The sequence below is a fragment of the Nostoc sp. DedQUE12b genome, from assembly GCF_034530835.1.
In the GTDB taxonomy this organism is placed as follows: Bacteria; Cyanobacteriota; Cyanobacteriia; order Cyanobacteriales; family Nostocaceae; genus Nostoc.
Genome location: NZ_JAVRCI010000052.1, coordinates 31,957 through 50,066, shown reverse-complemented (window position 1 = coordinate 50,066; position 18,110 = coordinate 31,957). Strand labels below are relative to the sequence as shown.

Genomic DNA, 18,110 nt, shown 5'->3' with positions numbered 1-18,110 from the left:
GGCAAACCGCCGAACATCTGTGCTTCTACCTGAATAATTTTTTGGATATCAGCAATCATCTGCTGGGCTTGGAAATTTCCCTGTCCCCAGATTGCCAATTCATGGGGTTTTCCTAACACCTCAAATTTATACAATTGGTGGCTACCAATCTCAAAGGGAGTATCCACTAGAGTATCAAAATCGCCAGCTAAGAAAGTATTCGTTTCTTCACCAACGGGTGGTAAAGCAGTAGTTACTTGCCATTCCGGCTGTGGTGGTACGATGGTGACGCGAATAGGTTGCTTATCCCAGCCAGGTATTCTAAAAAATAGTGCCGCACCATTAAAATAACCGTGGCTGCTATCTAAGTGATTTGTTCGTACCGATAGCTCATTGGCAAAAATGCGGTAACGTACAGTTAATTCTGAAACATCTATTTTGTCTATCTGCCAGTGATTTTTACCGATCTTCCGCCAAGTTAAAGGCTTATTCTCTGCAAAAGCCTCAAAATCCTGTAAATTCTTGGCATATTCCCGGACTAAATAGGAACCGGGTGTCCACACTGGCAGTTTTAAATCGAGAATCGGTGAGGAATAATCGGCAAGGTGTAAAGTAACCTCAAACAGATGGGTTTCTGGTTGGGACATTGCCACCAGGTAATGAATCGTTGGCTCAGTTTCTTGGGCGTAGGTGTTGGGGCGAGTTGCTGTTGCTTCAGTCATTTTGCGTGCTGAGTTAATAATCAATGGGTAATTTTCCCATCATGACAAATTTGTTTTTAACATCGCACACAAACCGTCTTTCGTTCGTCATCATCCAAAAGAAGCAAGCTACGTGGAGCGTCTCATAGAGAATCGGATAAAAAAATCACACTTTGCCAGCCAAGTTCATCAACTGTTTGAAGTTCACAAGATAAGTAATGTTGTTGGCGCTATCAATTTTTATCCACCCTTTTTCATGCAGCTTTTCCATGATTTTGGTGGTTTCTTCAACACCGATTTCTGTCACCTCTGCTAAATCTTTAAAGGGAATGTTAAAAATTTCTCTTCCTAAGTCTGATTCCTGACCATAGCTTTCACCTAAAGTCACTAGAGTATGGGCGAGTTTTACTGCTGGTGGTGAAGACCGCATTTGCAAGCGCACGTTAATTTGCCGCAATCGCCGCACCATCAGTTGCAACATGCGGTGATGTAACTGCGGATCTTTAAATAATATTTGAATAAATCGCTCTCTGGAGATACTAAGCAACTTCACGGGTGAAAGGGCAATGACATCAGTTGAGCGTGGAGATTCATCCAAAATTGCCATTTCTCCAAAAAAATCACCACGCCCAAAAATTGCCAAAGCTACTGAATCTTCCCCGACGGTACGCCGGACTTTGACCCAACCAGAAACCACGAAGTAAACGGCGTTACCCCAGGCATCTTCCATCACAACGGCTCGCCCAGATGGGTATTCATGTTCAATTGCAACGTTGAGTAGCCATTCCAAAGTCTGTGGATTGGCTGTACTCATTAAGGGGAAAAGTTCACTAAAAACCTCAGTTAACATGAAATATTTGCAACAATAGGATTTAAGAGGGGAAACTAACTTTGCTACTATTAAGTTTGTTTAAACCGTAATCTTACTCAGAAGACGATCGCAAAATTTGTATTTATTTGGAGATGAATCTCTAAGCTTTATCAGTCTAGAATTCCATTACAACATAACAATTATGTATGCTAACGAAATCAGCGTTTTCACTTACTGACGGATGATTTACTCTTTGTTGGTGGATTGTTATCTAGTGCCAGTATTTTGATCTGTTGGTCTAAATTTTTCACTAATTGATTCAGGGTAACTAAAGCCTCTAATTGCTGAGAATCAAGGCTAGGATTTAGTAAAAGTTGTTCTTGTAGTTCATGTAACTTTATACTTAGTTGCTGAGAAATTCCTAAAGCATCGCGGCTTATACGCGTCAATTGTTGTTGTTGATAGAATTTTAATGCTGCTCCCCGCAATACTTGGAGTGTTGCCTCTTCGCCGTAGATTCCCGGCATGACTCGTAAGCGTAATAATAAGCGATTTTTTTGATACACGTATTCCTTTTCTACCTGTTTTGGCTCTGCAAGCGTGGCTACAGGCAGGGAAGCAAACCGCTTTAATTCATTCAGTACTCCTTGAAAAACTGAGAGCGGCAGTTTTTCTAATACAGACTGCAAAACTCCATTGTCACTCCACAGTATTCTGCCTTCGTAAGCTTGTCTTTCTAAGTACAGCCGACCAATTCCCCCAGCCAAGATTCGCCCTAGTAATTCTTCTAGTAATTTTTTTGGTGGTAGTGTCGTTAGCAACTCAATCGAACTCAGTAGCTCAGAAGCTTGTGTGGGAAAAATAGGTAAATTGTTTGATGATGTGGTTTCAGAATTCTCTTCCGCTTGAGTTCTGGAAATAGGGGTGAAGAACGTTGTAGATTGAGATGATTGGTCTAGCTCTGGGATAAGAGGCAAGTCTACCCGCTGTCCAGAATTTTGACGCTTTTGTGTCTGAAACACCATTAATATCGGTTGTTGATTAGATTCCGAGTCGGCATTTAGGGAAGGGCTAGGTGTGTCAGCAATCATAGCTGGACTATTTGTTGGGGGAAAGTCCACTGTTGACTGATGCACTTGTTGGGCATCGAGCTGAGATGTATTCTTATGGTTGAGGTAGGCTGATAGTATTCTGCGGTGGGCATCGGCTGCGATCGCCTCAATCACCATTGTGCAATTGATAGAAGATAAAATGCGACCAACGTAATCTAGGGCTTCGCTCTCTTGTGGATGAACCATGCCTAGCAAGAGGTTTTTATCTTCTAATCCAAAGGGCAAAATTTGGTGGTAGAGGCAAGCTTCAAAGGACAAAAGATGATCGATTAGGTGGAATATTTGTTCGCGATCGCCTTTTTCCTCCCACTTAGTTTGAGCGGCAGTTAGCATTTGCTGTCCATTTGCTGCTGTATCATTTAGTTCACCCTTTGAAGACAACATAGATTTGATTCGTTGGTGTTTACTTATATTTTGCCTCTAATTCAATAGGTAGTTAATAAAGATACTTTGTTAGATTGTTAAAATTTCAATTATATATACTTAAGTAAATGTAAGTAGAAGATGAATTTTAGATTAGAGACTGGGGATAATACTGAGAATTGGGTAAAAGAGTGCTGTTAGCGGATAGCTAGGGTTGAGCCAGTGCTGAGTTTTGTTTATCTCCTTGTGCCCTTGTATCCCCTGCTGCTCGGCCACTGAGCGACTTACCTTGACTTGTGCCGAGCATCTCGACTTACTTCGACTATGCCCTTCTCTACGAGACGTTGCGCGTAGCTTGCTTCCACGTTCGCAAAGGGTGCCGTAGGCAAGTGGTACGACTACGCTCTGTTACCACGCCAACGCCTACGCTCAGGACAAGCTCAATATAAGTCACTTGATGGAAGCGGAGCCGAGGTAGCGAAGTCGAAAAGAGCCGAAGTGCTGCTCCCCACTCCCCCATGCTGAATTTCCCACTACAGGCTACTCCTGGGTTCTTAAAGCTTGGGCTGCAAGATAGACTTTGGTCCATTCGCCTAGTACTTGATGGGTTTTGAGTTTTAACTGTTGAGCTATGGCTTCTATTGAATTACCCGCTCTCCGCAAATTTAGGATCTGCCGCCCTAGAGGAGTTAATTTATCATCCAGTTGCTCCCATTGGTTTTGCGTTAATCCCAAGTTATGTTCTTGCAAGGAAATTGAGAGCCAGCTATCTACGAGTTCTGGTTTACCTTTGAGGGCAAAAACACGTACAGCATGGTAACTAATTTTTTCTCGCAGACGGTAGACTTCTTTAGTTTGCTTATTCAGCCTTTTGGCGATCTCTTCCTGGGATTTACCTTGCAGATACAGCTGTAGCCATTCCACTGCTTCTGCGCCGAGATTTTCTTGTAAATAATTTTCAAATTCTTTTTGTACTGTCTGGCGCAGCACCTGTTGTTCCTCTATTTGTTGTGCTTCTTGATATTCTGCGATCGCCTGACTATCGACTAAGTTAACTCGATTGTCACTGTCGTCTGTGAGAACTTCTTCTGACACTAGTCGAACCAAATCACGCCCTGGCACTTGGGTTAAACCACCGCGCTGAGTGCGACGCAAATAATTCACAAATCGGTAAGCTAATAGGGGTTGATTCCGTACTGGCCGCAGACAATATTCTTCTAAACTGGCAAATAACAGAGCATCTCCCAATCTTCTATCGGTTGTATATTTGGCAATATCAGCCATTTGCTGTTGCATCTGGCTGTCGTTTTGGAGTAATTCTTGGAGTACTTCTTGTAATACATCCATCACACTGCGCTGGCGATCGCGGCTGAGGGAAACCCAAGTCTGAATCTTATTCCGTAATGTTACTAAACTCCCCAATCGGGTTATCAAGTTGCGATAAGCACGTTCTCGCCCCAGCCCCAAGTAGCGTTGACGTAAAATCCTCCAGCGATATTCCATCGCTTGCTTGGCGATATCAAATTCTTTAGGATTATACAGATCGAACCGTTTTGAGTCAGATCCCAACAGCCAGAGAATAATGCTTTGCCTCGCGGCTTCATTTTGGTCTGGACATTCCCCAGCCAAACGCTTTTGCCAATCTAGAGCCAGTTTTTCCACATTTATTGTCATAGTGAGATTGCATTCCTCGAAACTCAATTTTGAAGTTTGCATCACAACCCCCATTCGTCCCACCTAATTGTTTAACTGGCAGCTGCCCCAGATTTCACGAATTTCATGAATTTCATGAAAATAGCTCAGTGATTCTACTTTTATTACGTCTGAATTCATTAAAATTATGCAGAAATTTCTACATTGATGCTTTGCTTTTACTTCAAAAAGTCAAAAACCAATATATATCAGGCATTTGGGGCATTATGCCAATTTAAATTTTTTGTAAAGTTATGTTTTTTAGTTGAGAACAGAACTCTGCTTAAAGTGTGGAGGATACACCTTTCACAAAATGGATTGGGTAAATCTGACATTTTGTAACAGATCCGAGGAACGAATCTAATTTAACTCAAAGTTGGACGTTATTTCACCAGTATAAGTTTCAACTATGTACAAACCCTTACGTAGTAAAATATTTAGTTGAATCTCAATATACCTAGTGTTCATGAAATTTGGATCTAAAGATTTCCTAACTCCTCTGATAAATTGGCTTAATTCTCTGTTTTTCAAGGAGGATTGGGCTTTAACTGAATCGTGTTCAGTCCATCTTTGTAATCTTTTATGATTTTGCTTAAGCGTATACAGCGGTTCTCAGTTGAGTGAGGTACAAGAACCCCACCCCCAACCCCCTCCCCGCAAGCGAGGAGGGGAATATGATGTACCTCATGTGATTAGTAAACGCTATATACGTAAAACAGCCTGTAAAAGGTTGTTTAATAAGTCGTTGTATAAAATCTTAGATAAATACTATCGGCATAGCGTGGAATTAGTCTCACTATTCTATTTAACGTGAGTTCGACGGCGATCGCAAAAGCAAAAAGCTTGCCATGAAAAGAATAAGAGCAATTGACTTGGTATAGAAGACAAAGAATTATTGAGAATAGGGAAAAAGAGTACAAAAAAAAGCTGAGACTAAAAATATCTAACAAAAACAAGGGTCTCAGCCATGTCTATCATTGTATCCCGCCTCAACATCACACAAATATTCTGCGATCGCCATTGTTGATAGTAGGGATTGATAGGCAAATTTCTTTTTTTAAATTAGCTTCTGTCACAAATATACATTTCGTATTGGTAAGTTATTCTTAAAACTTTTATATTCCGAAAAATCAATAGTCAACAGTCAATATTGGTTTTGACTATTGACTCTGACTCTTGCTTTGCCTCTGCTTCAAAATTCAACTTATGCCAAATCTAAAAAAAGGAGGAATGCATTTCTCTAAAGTTTTGATAGTCAGAAGCCTGACAATAAACTTCTCTTTAAATTCATCTATGGGAAGTTTTTGTTTTGAATTCCCCCGCAGGGGGTTAAATCATCGATTGTTCGATCTAACAATGGGATTTTCTACAGATTCTCGATAACCTTGGACTTGTTCTGTATAAGCAATTGGTAGAACAGCTTCAACGTTTTCATGGGGACGAGGAATAATCACCCAAGATTCAAGTGTACCGCCATAAACATTTTCTGCGGCTTCAACACCGGCAGCCATAGCGGCTTTTACTTCAGAAACATCGCCACGAATATTAACTGTAAAACGAGCGCTACCTACTCTGATATAACCAACAAGGGTAACTCGACCAGCTTTTACCATAGCATCTGCTGCTGCTAGCACCGCAGGAAAACCTTTAGTTTCAAGTGCTCCAACTGCCTGTAATGACATTATTAATCTCCTGTATGAACAAACTGGGGGCTACAAGTTAATTGTACGAAGCTTCGCTACAGATTTTGATAGCAAAATTGCTTAGAAGATGCGGAAAGGTTCTGATTCTTCAGTGAAATGGATTGGCAATATGGTTTCGACATTTTCTGGAGGATTGGGAACGATGTAGTGGGTAATTACTGTACCAACCTTTACTTCCTCTCCAGCCGCGATTCCGGCTTCAACAGCTCTATTTACTTCAGAAACCTGTCCCCGGACGGCGACTAACAAGCGAGCGCTTTCCGCTTGACCATAATACACAATTGTAACTGCGGCAGCTTTTACCATTGCATCTGCTGCTGCTAAGACACTCGGAAAACCTAAAGTTTCAATTACGCCAACCGCCATTGGCATGGCATTAGCTCCTGGATTAAGGGATAAGCGATTTTAATTGTACGTGGCTTTAGTCCCAATTTTGACATTTTGGAAAACTTTCTTTGATGCCATATTTTTTTTGGAGAGTAGAGATGCGATTAATTGTGTCTGTCCTGTAAGCGATTAGTCGCGTCTGTGGGAGTTAGAATATTTTAATATTCCCTAGCTTATATTTTATATATATATTACAAATAATACTTGAGCATCTTAGGTTGTATAACTTTATCGTTTAACAAAATCAGTTATGGGTGAAAGCAAGCTAGTACGATAAACTGAAATTTATGTTTCCGAATTTTCTTCCTACGGCAGTTGAGCAACTCACAGAACTTACTTCGATCGCACTAGCTCGGAGTATTCAAACAACTGCGATCGCTACTCCTTTAACTAATCAACCAGTTACTACAACATTTGTCAAGCAAGGGTGTAGTGGAACTCCCATTTTATTAATTCACGGCTTTGACAGTTCTGTATTAGAATTTCGGCGGCTTTTGCCACTACTTTCTGAAGATAATGAAACTTGGGCAGTGGATTTATTAGGTTTTGGGTTTACAGATAGACTTTCTGGAATTGCCTATAGCCCAACAGCGATTAAAACCCATCTTTATTATTTCTGGAAAAGCCTAATTAACCAACCTGTAATTTTAGTGGGCGCTTCAATGGGGGGTGCGACGGCGATTGATTTTACACTGGCTTATCCAGAAGCAGTCAAAAAGCTGGTGTTAATTGATAGTGCGGGGTTAGCGGGTGGTTCGCCATTGAGCAAATTCATGTTTCCCCCATTAGATTATTTAGCAACTCAGTTTTTGAGTAATATGAAGGTGCGCGATCGCGTTTCTCGCATTGGATATAAAAATCAAACTCTTGCCTCTATTGATGCGTTATGTTGTGGAGCATTACATTTACAAATGCCGAGTTGGCATCAAGCTGTAATTTCATTCACTAAAAGTGGTGGTTACAGTGCTTTTAGATTCACAGCTATATCAAAAATTGTGCAACAAACGCTAATTTTGTGGGGCGATTCTGATAGAATTTTGGGTACTAAGGATGCTATGAGATTTAAAAGGGCAATTCCACATAGTACTCTCACGTGGATTCAAGATTGTGGTCATCTCCCACACTTGGAACAACCACAAATCACCGCAAAGCATATTTTAGACTTTCGAGTTGAAAGATAGCTCAACTCTCAATAATTTTTCTGTAACGGCGATCTGGAAAGCTTTTCAACTGTTGCTAATGGCTTCTGTCATAGCTACTATTTTTTTCTTTAATCGTGTTACTTTCACATAATTTTAGGGAATGTAGCTAGAGCGATACCTCCGGTGAGCTTCTCTACGAGACGCTTCTCTTCGAGAGGCTTCGCCAACGCGAACGCTAACGCAAAACTGTCTTGCATTAAAGTGGGCATTATAATGCCCACCCTACAAGCTCCAAAAATTTACACTTACACTTGGTAATTTAGGTTTAATTCATCTCCTGTTGTTCCCCGGATACCCCAGTTGTGTTTTGGGGTTTCTGTAATCGTGATTTCTATATCTATAGGTGCAATTGCAACTTGTTCAGATAAGCCAGAAATCAACAACCTAATTAATTTCTTTTTCGTTTCAATAGTGCGTCCCTCAAACATACTAATCTCAATGATGATGTATTTCTCTGAACGTCCTGAAGGGTAGATGAAATCATCGGGTTCGAGAGGAAAGAACCGATGGAAACGCTTGTCTTGAGGATATACTAAAGCTTCAACAACACAAGAATGAATTGTGTCAGAAATGGCACTGCGAGAATGACAGATAAATGAAGCAGTGCCATAGATTTTGATTTGTACCATTAACCTTTAACTGACTCTAGTCAAGTAACCACATCTCATTAGAACTTTCAGGATACTCATTTGGTTGATTTTGTGGTTGATTTTGAGCTAGTGTTTCCGATGACCGATGTGATTTTTTGTAGTTAAGTGGATTGTAGTGGTCTTTTACTGGTTTGATCGCGCTCGTTTCTTTGACAACAAGTTTAGATTTTTCTTCTGCTTTTTGTCCTGCTTTTTGTTTTAAAGAATTAATTTCTTCTATAAGCTGGGAATTTGCTTCTGCAAGTTGCAGTGCTGTTTTTTTGGTTTCATCAAGTTCTTTTGTTAGCTGTTCTAGTAATGATTTTTGTTCGGATACAAAAGTTTTTTGTTTAGATAATTTTGATTGCAAATCAGTAATTTCTTGTTCAAGAGATGCTTCTTTTTTGTGGCTTGTTTCTAGATTACTTGTCAACTCTTTGACAGTTGCTTCTAAATCAGCTTTCGTGGGACTTGTGCGCTTAGTAGAAGTTGGCTCAAGTGGTTGTCCTAACGATTCCTCATCATCTGAAGCTTGTTCTTCGACAATTTTTTCTGCTGTAACTTCGATCGCAGATTCACCTTCTGGGGGTGTAAATTTTTGCGCCTCTTCTTGTAGTAAGTCAGAGAGACTTTGTTTCCTAGCCATTATTATTTTCTCCAATCACGCTGTAATTCATCAGCTGCACGGCGGTAGTCTAATTCCGCCTCCCGTGCGTTTCCACCTCGCCATTGAGTAATCGCTACACCTTCGAGTGCCGCTCGTTCATGAGCTTTATAGGCACGGATGAAGGTATTACAAGTAGGAATACCTAAGCGAGTAAGAGTATTTTTTGCTTCTTGCGCTTCCCCCAGACTGCGCGTATCGACTTTGGTGAGCAATACCCGATGGGGGGTTCCCAAGGGGATGACGGCTTCCTTGACTGTTTCCACGAGGATTGCTAAATCCATTGCAGATGGGGGTGTAGGCAAAACTAGATAATCTGCGATCGCAACTACCGCCACTAATGCTTCAGAGCGCAGGGCGGGAGGTGTATCCACCACTACTAAATCGTAACCTGTTATCTTTGCTAAATCACTTAAAAGTGCGGGATCGGTTTCTTGAGATAAATCAAATCCCATTCCCTGCTGACTGCGCCCAAACCACCAACTGGCAGAACCTTGAATATCTGCATCAATCAGCAGCACCTTTTTTTTCTTCGCAAAGTTTGCAGCCAGATTGACTGCGGTAGTCGTTTTACCGACTCCTCCTTTACCGTTGAGAATAGCGATGATTTTTGGCACTGCTTACTTCCGATGCTGCCTCTTGAGTGCTGAGTTAGGAGTGCTGAGTGCTGAGTTAGGAGAGACGCGATTAATCGCGTCTGTACAAGAGTTATTATTATCCTCTTTATCTTCTTTTCAGTTCCCAGTTTCCAGTCTCTAGTCCCCAATCATGAATATACCGCTTTCTGTAACCTTAAGTAACATGAAAAGTCGTAACAATAAAATTCAGAAGCCATCAACTCCACAAAGTTCTATGACAACTACTTACAATTTGCCTGATGGGCCTCAAATGCCGCGCTGGCTGAGGATGATCAAGTTTATTACTCAGCCAGTGAAATATGTGGATGATTTTGCCCAAATCTACGGTGACACTTTTACGATCAGGAGTAGTCGCTCTGATAACCATCTTGTGTATTTTAGTCAACCCCAAGCACTTGAGCAGATTTTTACTGCTGATTCCAGTCATTTTGAGGTTGGGAGGGGGAACACAGGACTAAAATTTTTACTTGGCGATCGCTCTTTTATGTTAGCGGATGGCGATCGCCACCAGCGCCAACGCCAACTCTTAGCTCCTCCTTTTCATGGCGAAAGGATGCGGGCTTACGGCGAGGAAATTCGGGAAATAACCCGACAGGTGACTAATGAATGGCAAATTGGTAAGCCTTTTAAGATCCGTGAGTCGATGCAAGAAATTACCTTGCGTGTTATTCTGCGGGTTGTATTTGGTTTGAATGATGGACAGCTGTTTGAAGAACTGAGGCGATCGCTAAGTGACTTATTAGACTTTATCACTTCGCCCATAATGTCCAGCGCCTTCTTTTTCCAGTTCATGCAAAAAGATTTCGGTGCGTGGAGTCCGTGGGGTTGGGTTCTGCAACAACGGCAAAAAATCGATCGACTGATTTATGGCTTACTTCGAGAACGTCGGGACCAAGCCGATCAAAATCGCCAAGATATCCTAAGTTTGATGATGGCGGCTCGTTACGACGATGGTCAAGGGATGTCAGATGAAGAATTACACGACGAGTTAATGACACTGCTAGTTGCGGGACATGAAACTACCGCTTCAGCATTGACGTGGGCTTTTTACTGGATTGATCGTTTACCAGAGGTGCGTGAGAAGTTGCTAAAGGAACTCAACACCATTGGAGTTAACCACGATTTGAGTAGTGTAGGTAAATTGCCTTATTTGACAGCAGTTTGCCAAGAGACATTGCGACTTTACCCAATTGTCATGACTGCTTTCCCGCGGATAGTAAAGACCCCAATTACAATTATGGGCTACGAACTGCAAGAGGGAACAGCAATAGTCCCTAGCATTTATTTAGCGCATCATCGGGAAGAAGTTTACCCACAATCCAAACAGTTCAAACCAGAACGCTTTTTAGAAAGACAATATTCACCTTATGAATATTTACCCTTTGGTGGCGGTAATCGTCGCTGTATAGGGATGGCATTTGCCCAGTATGAAATGAAAATCGTCTTGGCAACTGTTTTGTCAGAATTTCAAGTTTCGCGAATGAATAAACGTCCTGTGCGTCCTGTGCGCCGTGGGTTAACTTTAGCCGCACCCGCTGGAATGAGGATGGTTGCAACACCTCAAGTTAAGCGTGTGAATACACCAGCGCTAGTTTAGGTAAGTAGGGTGGGCATTTTAATCCCCACCCTAACTTCGCAAGTTGCTAATATAATCTCGTGTTCGATCAATAAACACTCACATGAAAAAATACTATGTACTAAAAATTTATGCACATTATCAGTTGTGCAAGACTTGTTAAATTCTGGGAAAAGCACTCTAATGCACAAACTTGCCTGCTCAGATATATGGCAAGACCCCTGGAACACCTATTACTAAAACGTATATTGAATTACTCAAATTTTTTCTTCCTCGTCCCGTAACTTCTGAAGAAGAATTAGTGGCTACGCAAGAAGTCATTGATTCTTTAATTGATAAAGGTAAATTAACACCAAATGAACAAGACTATCCCAATGGTTCATTTTTACTTTTCCATAAAAACCCATGAGCAAAATTAATCCTGAAACAATCTCCTTACATACCTTAAACCCACTCAACCGATTTTCTGACAGAGCAAAGGATTATGTAAAATATCGACCAACTTATCCCGCAGATGCGATTAATATTATCTTGGAAGGATTAGGTGAAAATTCACAACTCGTAGCAGCAGATATTGGTACACCTTGGTAAAGCAATTTAAAAGTAAAAATGAGAATCATAATAAGTAGGGTGTGTTAATTCCCTCTCAATAAATATCAGGATTCACATGGCACAACCAAAATATGAAGGTTATTGCGAATGCATTCCTACCAAATTAGTTAGAGAAAAATTTGGAGATGTCAATGTTTATGCCCAAAATGCGAAATCACTCTTAACAAAAGCTACTGGCTTTATTGGTAATTATGATTTTACTCTAAATCCTTACAGGGGATGTCAATACGGTTGTAGTTATTGCTATGCTGCTGCATTTACCCCTAATGCTCAAATGCGCCAAGATTGGGGTAAATGGGTAATTTTTAAGGAAAATTCTGCTGAGATTTTAGCGAAAGAATTAAAAAAATGGTATGAAAAAAATCCTCAGACTCCTCCTAGTATATACATGAGTAGCGTTACCGATCCTTATCAACCACTTGAGTCTAAACATCAGCTGACTCGTCGGTTGTTGGAGGTAATGCTAGATATGGGGATTGACGGTTATCCAACTCCAACTTTGGTGATTCAAACTCGTAGCCCAATTATTACTAGAGATTTTGATTATTTACAACGATTTAAGCGATTGCGAATTAATATGAGTATTCCCACTGGGAGCGAATTAGTGAGAAAAGATTTTGAACCGCGATCGCCCAGTATTAAAGCCAGACTAAATGCTATCACTAAAATAAAACAAAGTATTGATTATTTTAAAGGTTTTCTTCCTAAAATTACTATCACTATTACCCCTCTACTTCCTACTTTAGCAACTGATGAAGCTGCTTTTTTTGAAAAACTAGCCATTGCCGATAGGATTGTAATTCAATCTTTCCATTCTAGCCAGAGTCGTTCTCTTGTAGCATCAACTCGTCAAGAAGCTGAAGAAATTAAGCAAAAATACGCTTGGTGGTATGAGGATGAGAAATTAAGTTATATGAAATTTAAGCAAAACTTAGTTTCTCGGCTTCCAGGTGTAGAAATTATGGAAGGCAAAGAGGGATTTGGTTATGAATAATCTTATCGTAAATCGGTGGCAAAGTCAGCAGTTAAAATTCTCTTGAAAACGCGGGGATATCCGACGTGCAGTCCAACTATTGCAAGAGATTCAAAAATCAGGCGCAAGATTCTCATGGTTAGAAAAATTGTTTAGGGATAAACTTCATACATTAGATGATTATGTAATATTGGCGAAAAAATTATGATGAATTGCAGGCAAAGTAACAGAGAATATATTAAAGAAATATAAGATATCTGAACTTTAATCTTGAATTTATAAATGACCTGCAATCCGCAAGTAGCAGAAGGTTGGCATGGCAAACTTAATTTAGTCTATGCCGATCGCCAGGGTAAAACCCAATTAATTTACGATCGCCAACAAGCGCCCCTGAAGGTACAACGCCCATTTTATCCAGAAGGGCAAAAAGTTTGTCATAGCGTAATTTTACACACAGCCGGGGGAATGGTGGGAGGCGATCGCTTATCCTCTAACATCCACCTCCAACCGCAAGCCCAAGCCTTAATCACTACAGCTGCTGCAAGCAAGATATATCGCAGTAATGGCTTACAAGCTAGACAAACCATCCAAATGCAAGTTGACGCTGGCGCTTGTTTAGAGTGGTTGCCGCAAGAGACAATTTTATTTAACGACGCGATTTATCGGCAAGATTTACGGGTAGAATTAGCAACCGGGGGCAGTTGGTTAGGCTGGGAAATTACCCGGTTTGGTCGCAGTGCTAGAGGAGAGAAATTCTTGCAAGGAGAATGGCGATCGCACACGGAAATTTGGCAGCGAGATGTTCCCTTATGGATTGATCGGCAATGGTTACGGGGTAGCGAAGAAATTTTTCACAGTCCCCACGGCTTGGCTGGAAAACCAATTGTAGGTAGTCTAGTTTGGGTTGGTGGTGTAGTTTCAGCAGAAATTGTCGAAAAAACGCGAAATTTATGGGATGGGAAAGGAGAAGCGGGTGTTAGTCGGTTACAACATGGATTATTGTGTCGATATCGCGGTTCTTCCACATCTGAGGTGAGAAACTGGTTTATTGATGTTTGGCAGATGCTGCGAGTTTCTTTCTTGAATCGTGGTAATTGTATACCAAGAGTGTGGCAGATTTAAACGAACCACAGAGGAGGAAGTACGAATGCAACTTACGCCGCAGGAAAAAGATAAGTTATTAATTTTTACTGCTGCTTTATTAGCAGAAAGACGTAAAGGAAGGGGTTTAAAACTGAATTATCCTGAAGCGATCGCTTATATTTCCGCAGCTATTTTAGAAGGTGCAAGGGATGGGCAAACTGTAGCTGAATTAATGAGTTATGGTACAACTCTATTGACGCGGGATGATGTCATGGAAGGAATATCAGAAATGGTTCATGAAGTACAGGTAGAAGCAACTTTTCCTGATGGCACAAAGTTAGTAACAGTACATAATCCCATTCGTTAATTTTGTAAATTTTAATTTATTATGATTCCTGGAGAAATTATCACACCAGCAGGTGAAATTGAATTAAATGTTGGTCGTCCAACTATAAAATTACAAGTTTCAAATACAGGCGATCGCCCCATACAAGTCGGTTCCCACTATCACTTTTATGAAGTCAACACCGCTTTAAACTTTGACAGAGAACAAGCGCGAGGAATGCGCCTCGATATCCCCGCAGGAACCGCAGTTCGCTTTGAACCAGGCGACGAAAAAGAAATAACTCTAATCCCCCTCGTTGGTACTCGCCAAGTCTACGGCTTCAACTCCAAAATTAACGGAAACCTCTAAAAACCTCTGCGTACCTCTGTGCTTCCCTTAGCGTCCCTTTGCGTTTAAAAAAGCTTATTGAATAGGTTTAATTTCAAACTCCAATTTGGAACGATAAAAACAAACATCGAATTCCAAAAAAAATTAGTTTGTCCAAGAATTAAAGGAGCGTTAAGACTGCTTACCCATGCAAATACTAACTGCACAGGTGGAAGATTGCTAATTTCAGCCCTTGCGAAAAATGGTATGGCAGGTTGATTGCTGAGATTTCCTGCCAATTGAATAATAGCTTTACGCTCATCCCAAATCCCACACAACTGAAGCCCTAGTTCATAAGGCATAACATTGACAGTAGCACCGCTATCAACTAAACCATTTGCTTCTATGCTGTGATTTTCTCGACTTAAAACTAGGGGAATTCTGGGTAAACTATCAAATTCGTTTTGAGTGGAATTTGTAGTCGAATAATTGAACCGCATACAGCTTAATGACTGGAATTTTGTGAGTTGAGTGCTTCCATCATGACTGCACCAGCCCCAAAGCTATTATAAGGAGTAGGTAAATCGTAGGTTTTGGAGGGTTCCAATGGAGAAATATCCTCGACTGTATCTAAATCTTCGGCAAGGATGCGAATTAGCTTGAGCTTTTCTGATGGAGAAAGCTTTCGAGCTATAGGAATTAGGTCTGCTAGGGTCATTCTGTCTAAGCCTCCAACAACGCTCATTTATAGCATAAACCCAAATTATCCGAGCTGTGGAAAAATGCGATCACTTAGCTTTCAAGGCAGTCACTACGAAACTGGCTGATTTTAAATATGAAATTTCAGGCAAAAGTTTAAAGACGCAGAGTGATTCTCAGCGCCTTTACATTTTTGCGTAAATTTTTATATCAGGTTTGTTTTTGTTAAGTCAATATACAAACTGAATTACAGTTTTGTAGCCCCTAAAAGAGGGAAACGATTACGCAGCGCACCCAGTAGTTGACTTACGTTAGATTTAGCTGTTTCTGGATCGTTGACTTCCACGGTGATTTCTGCCATTGTGCCTTTTCTTGTAACTTTCCCAAATAAGCCGCGTATTTCTTCGTAATCTTCACCTGTTATACGCACAGTGACTTTGTACTTAGCCAAGTTTTACTCCTCTTTTTTAACTTTTTATTACAGTATTCTGCGCCCCTTTGTGTTTAAACTCGATTTGAACCTCGATTACTAAAAGTGCATTATGCCTTACAGAATGGATCGCCGCGCCTACGCCGAAACCTATGGCCCAACAGTAGGCGATCGCATCCGACTTGCAGACACAGAATTATTTATAGAAGTTGAACAAGATTTCACCACCTACGGCGACGAAGTGAAATTCGGCGGCGGTAAAGTCATCCGAGACGGAATGGGACAATCCCCCATTTCTAACGCCGATGGTGCTGTAGATTTAGTAATTACTAATGCTTTAATTCTCGATTGGTGGGGTATTGTCAAAGCCGATATCGGCATTAAAGATGGCAAGATTTTCAAAATTGGTAAAGCCGGAAATCCTTATATTCAAAATAATGTAGATATTATTATCGGCCCCGGTACTGAAGCCTTAGCTGGTGAAGGAATGATTCTCACTGCTGGCGGTATCGATGCCCATATTCATTTTATTTGTCCCCAACAAATTGAAGTTGCGATCGCTTCTGGAATTACCACTATGATTGGCGGCGGTACTGGCCCAGCTACAGGTACAAATGCCACTACCTGCACCCCCGGCCCTTGGAATATTTACCGAATGCTACAAGCTGCTGATGCTTTTCCTGTCAACTTAGGATTTTTGGGCAAAGGTAATGCTAGTCAACCCCAAGGACTTGTAGAACAAGTAGCCGCCGGTGCAATGGGGTTAAAACTACATGAAGACTGGGGAACCACACCCGCAGCAATTGATACTTGCCTCAGCGTTGCCGATGAATACGATGTGCAAGTAGCGATTCATACTGATACTCTGAACGAAGCTGGATTTGTTGAAGATACGATCGCCGCTTTCAAGAATCGCACCATCCACACCTACCACACCGAAGGCGCAGGCGGAGGACACGCACCAGATATCATCAAAGTTTGCGGCCAAGCTAACGTTCTGCCATCTTCTACCAACCCGACACGCCCTTACACCGTCAACACCTTAGACGAACACCTGGATATGTTGATGGTATGCCATCACCTTGATCCTGCGATCGCTGAAGATGTTGCTTTTGCCGAATCTCGCATCCGTCGAGAAACCATTGCTGCTGAAGATATTTTGCACGACTTAGGCGCATTTAGCATGATTTCTTCCGACTCCCAGGCGATGGGAAGAGTGGGCGAAGTGATAATTCGCACCTGGCAGACATCTCACAAAATGAAGGTGCAACGGGGAACTCTTAACCCACAAGGAACTGAGCAAAAAGCAGACAATTTTCGGGCAAAAAGATATGTTGCTAAGTATACGATTAATCCTGCGATCGCTCATGGAATTGCTCAATATGTAGGTTCAGTGGAAGAGGGAAAATTAGCAGATTTGTGTTTGTGGCGTCCCGCGTTTTTTGGCGTGAAACCAGAGATAGTGATTAAAGGCGGGATGATTGCATGGTCGCAAATGGGCGATGCTAACGCCAGTATTCCCACACCGCAACCAGTGTATATGCGACCGATGTTTGGTAGTTTTGCAGGTGCGCGTCATGCCACATCATTAACTTTTGTTTCCCAAGCAGCTTTAGAGAAAGAAATTCCTCATCAGCTAGGTTTAAAAAAGTCAGCAGTTGCAGTTTCTGGGACACGCCAATTGAGTAAGCGGGATATGAAGCTGAATGATGCACTACCCCACATTGAAGTAGATCCAGAAACATACCAAGTTAGGGCCGATGGTGAGTTGCTGATTTGTGAACCTGCGACAGTTTTACCAATGGCACAGAGGTACTTTTTGTTTTAGTTCATGACCGAGCAACTTACTGATTACGATAATCCTTGGAAAGAGGATAATGGTTTTGCCAAAAGAGTTGGCATCGCTTCTAGAGAATGAGCGAATCACCTACTTTCTGGTGAAAGTGCGATCGCAATTCCTTCTACAGCAGAATTTCAGCAAGTTTTAGATAATCTCACGTCAGGAGAATGAGCGATCGCTCTGATGCATTAACGTAACACGCCAACGTATTGGCATAACACGCCAACGTATTGGCATAACACGCCAACGTATTGGCATAACACGCCAACGTATTGGCATAACACACCGATGTATTGGCATAACACGCCGATGTATTGGCATAACACGCCAATGTATTGGCATAACACGCCGATGTATTGGCATA

The 18,110-nt window shown here is 41.4% G+C and carries 19 protein-coding genes and 3 pseudogenes; 9 read left to right on the top strand and 13 right to left on the bottom strand.

Translation table 11 applies throughout. The features are described from left to right. The 6 genes and pseudogenes from RMY16_RS22760 to RMY16_RS22735 form a co-directional block, all read right to left on the bottom strand. Window positions 1-701, bottom strand: a pseudogene (locus RMY16_RS22760) (peptidase M61); the annotation flags it as partial. Between the two features lie 145 nt (window positions 702-846). Further along, window positions 847-1,530 (bottom strand): Crp/Fnr family transcriptional regulator, encoded by a 684-nt coding sequence (locus RMY16_RS22755; RefSeq protein WP_099101639.1) that lies wholly within the window; start codon window positions 1,528-1,530, stop codon window positions 847-849. A 188-nt stretch (window positions 1,531-1,718) separates the two neighbouring features. After that, a pseudogene (locus RMY16_RS33100) lies at window positions 1,719-2,279 on the bottom strand (pilus assembly protein PilB); the annotation flags it as partial. A 1,227-nt stretch (window positions 2,280-3,506) separates the two neighbouring features. Further along, a complete protein-coding gene (locus tag RMY16_RS22745; RefSeq protein ID WP_322665487.1) occupies window positions 3,507-4,694 on the bottom strand; it encodes a HetZ-related protein 2 in 1,188 nt (395 codons plus the stop codon). Window positions 4,695-5,992: 1,298 nt separating this feature from the next. Beyond that, the gene (locus tag RMY16_RS22740; protein ID WP_012409276.1) at window positions 5,993-6,340 is read right to left on the bottom strand and encodes a carbon dioxide-concentrating mechanism protein CcmK; all 348 of its coding nucleotides are present in this window, start codon (window positions 6,338-6,340) and stop codon (window positions 5,993-5,995) included. 81 nt (window positions 6,341-6,421) lie between these two features. Beyond that, on the bottom strand, window positions 6,422-6,733 hold the full coding sequence (locus RMY16_RS22735; protein WP_322665486.1) for a BMC domain-containing protein: 312 nt from the start codon (window positions 6,731-6,733) through the stop codon (window positions 6,422-6,424). A 302-nt stretch (window positions 6,734-7,035) separates the two neighbouring features. Here RMY16_RS22735 and RMY16_RS22730 point away from each other — a divergent pair, with 302 nt between their 5' ends. Beyond that, window positions 7,036-7,929, top strand: a complete 894-nt coding sequence (locus tag RMY16_RS22730) for an alpha/beta hydrolase (protein ID WP_322738255.1) — start codon at window positions 7,036-7,038, stop codon at window positions 7,927-7,929. A 266-nt stretch (window positions 7,930-8,195) separates the two neighbouring features. Here the strand turns inward: RMY16_RS22730 and RMY16_RS22725 are convergent, their stop codons facing one another. From RMY16_RS22725 to RMY16_RS22715, 3 genes are read right to left on the bottom strand one after another with little or no spacing between them, the layout of a single operon-like run. Further along, entirely contained in the window at window positions 8,196-8,579 is a 384-nt protein-coding gene (locus RMY16_RS22725; RefSeq protein ID WP_322738254.1) for a tautomerase family protein, read from the bottom strand. Between the two features lie 16 nt (window positions 8,580-8,595). Beyond that, the gene (locus tag RMY16_RS22720) at window positions 8,596-9,225 is read right to left on the bottom strand and encodes a hypothetical protein (RefSeq protein ID WP_322738253.1); all 630 of its coding nucleotides are present in this window, start codon (window positions 9,223-9,225) and stop codon (window positions 8,596-8,598) included. 2 nt (window positions 9,226-9,227) lie between these two features. Continuing rightward, window positions 9,228-9,860, bottom strand: a complete 633-nt coding sequence (locus RMY16_RS22715) for a ParA family protein (protein ID WP_099102086.1) — start codon at window positions 9,858-9,860, stop codon at window positions 9,228-9,230. Between the two features lie 235 nt (window positions 9,861-10,095). Between RMY16_RS22715 and RMY16_RS22710 the strand changes: the two genes are divergently transcribed. The 7 genes and pseudogenes from RMY16_RS22710 (at window position 10,096) to RMY16_RS22680 (ending at window position 14,819) form a co-directional block, all read left to right on the top strand. Beyond that, on the top strand, window positions 10,096-11,478 hold the full coding sequence (locus tag RMY16_RS22710; RefSeq protein ID WP_322738252.1) for a cytochrome P450: 1,383 nt from the start codon (window positions 10,096-10,098) through the stop codon (window positions 11,476-11,478). A gap of 172 nt (window positions 11,479-11,650) precedes the next feature. Continuing rightward, window positions 11,651-11,866, top strand: a complete 216-nt coding sequence (locus RMY16_RS22705; protein WP_322738251.1) for a hypothetical protein — start codon at window positions 11,651-11,653, stop codon at window positions 11,864-11,866. Next, window positions 11,863-12,036, top strand: a pseudogene (locus tag RMY16_RS22700) (SAM-dependent methyltransferase); the annotation flags it as partial. The gene RMY16_RS22705 and the pseudogene RMY16_RS22700, both read left to right, overlap by 4 nt. Before the next feature lie 88 nt (window positions 12,037-12,124). Further along, the gene (locus tag RMY16_RS22695) at window positions 12,125-13,063 is read left to right on the top strand and encodes an SPL family radical SAM protein (RefSeq protein WP_322738250.1); all 939 of its coding nucleotides are present in this window, start codon (window positions 12,125-12,127) and stop codon (window positions 13,061-13,063) included. Between the two features lie 261 nt (window positions 13,064-13,324). After that, the gene (locus RMY16_RS22690; protein ID WP_322738249.1) at window positions 13,325-14,164 is read left to right on the top strand and encodes an urease accessory protein UreD; all 840 of its coding nucleotides are present in this window, start codon (window positions 13,325-13,327) and stop codon (window positions 14,162-14,164) included. Window positions 14,165-14,189: 25 nt separating this feature from the next. Continuing rightward, a complete protein-coding gene (gene ureA, locus RMY16_RS22685; protein ID WP_196520369.1) occupies window positions 14,190-14,492 on the top strand; it encodes an urease subunit gamma in 303 nt (100 codons plus the stop codon). Window positions 14,493-14,513: 21 nt separating this feature from the next. Further along, window positions 14,514-14,819, top strand: coding sequence for an urease subunit beta (locus tag RMY16_RS22680; protein WP_322738248.1), 306 nt, complete (start codon window positions 14,514-14,516; stop codon window positions 14,817-14,819). Between the two features lie 44 nt (window positions 14,820-14,863). Here the strand turns inward: RMY16_RS22680 and RMY16_RS22675 are convergent, their stop codons facing one another. From RMY16_RS22675 to RMY16_RS22665, 3 genes are all read right to left on the bottom strand, one after another. Then, the gene (locus tag RMY16_RS22675; RefSeq protein ID WP_322738247.1) at window positions 14,864-15,277 is read right to left on the bottom strand and encodes a hypothetical protein; all 414 of its coding nucleotides are present in this window, start codon (window positions 15,275-15,277) and stop codon (window positions 14,864-14,866) included. 5 nt (window positions 15,278-15,282) lie between these two features. Further along, window positions 15,283-15,495, bottom strand: coding sequence for a hypothetical protein (locus RMY16_RS22670; protein WP_322738246.1), 213 nt, complete (start codon window positions 15,493-15,495; stop codon window positions 15,283-15,285). Window positions 15,496-15,723: 228 nt separating this feature from the next. After that, window positions 15,724-15,927, bottom strand: a complete 204-nt coding sequence (locus tag RMY16_RS22665; protein WP_322738245.1) for a hypothetical protein — start codon at window positions 15,925-15,927, stop codon at window positions 15,724-15,726. Window positions 15,928-16,018: 91 nt separating this feature from the next. Here RMY16_RS22665 and ureC point away from each other — a divergent pair, with 91 nt between their 5' ends. Continuing rightward, window positions 16,019-17,734 carry an urease subunit alpha gene (gene ureC, locus RMY16_RS22660; protein WP_322738244.1) on the top strand — a complete coding sequence of 572 codons (1,716 nt, stop codon included), beginning with the start codon at window positions 16,019-16,021 and terminating at the stop codon, window positions 17,732-17,734. A 171-nt stretch (window positions 17,735-17,905) separates the two neighbouring features. Here the strand turns inward: ureC and RMY16_RS22655 are convergent. Next, window positions 17,906-18,110: hypothetical protein (locus RMY16_RS22655; RefSeq protein WP_322738243.1), on the bottom strand; the 205-nt coding region annotated here is incomplete at its 5' end.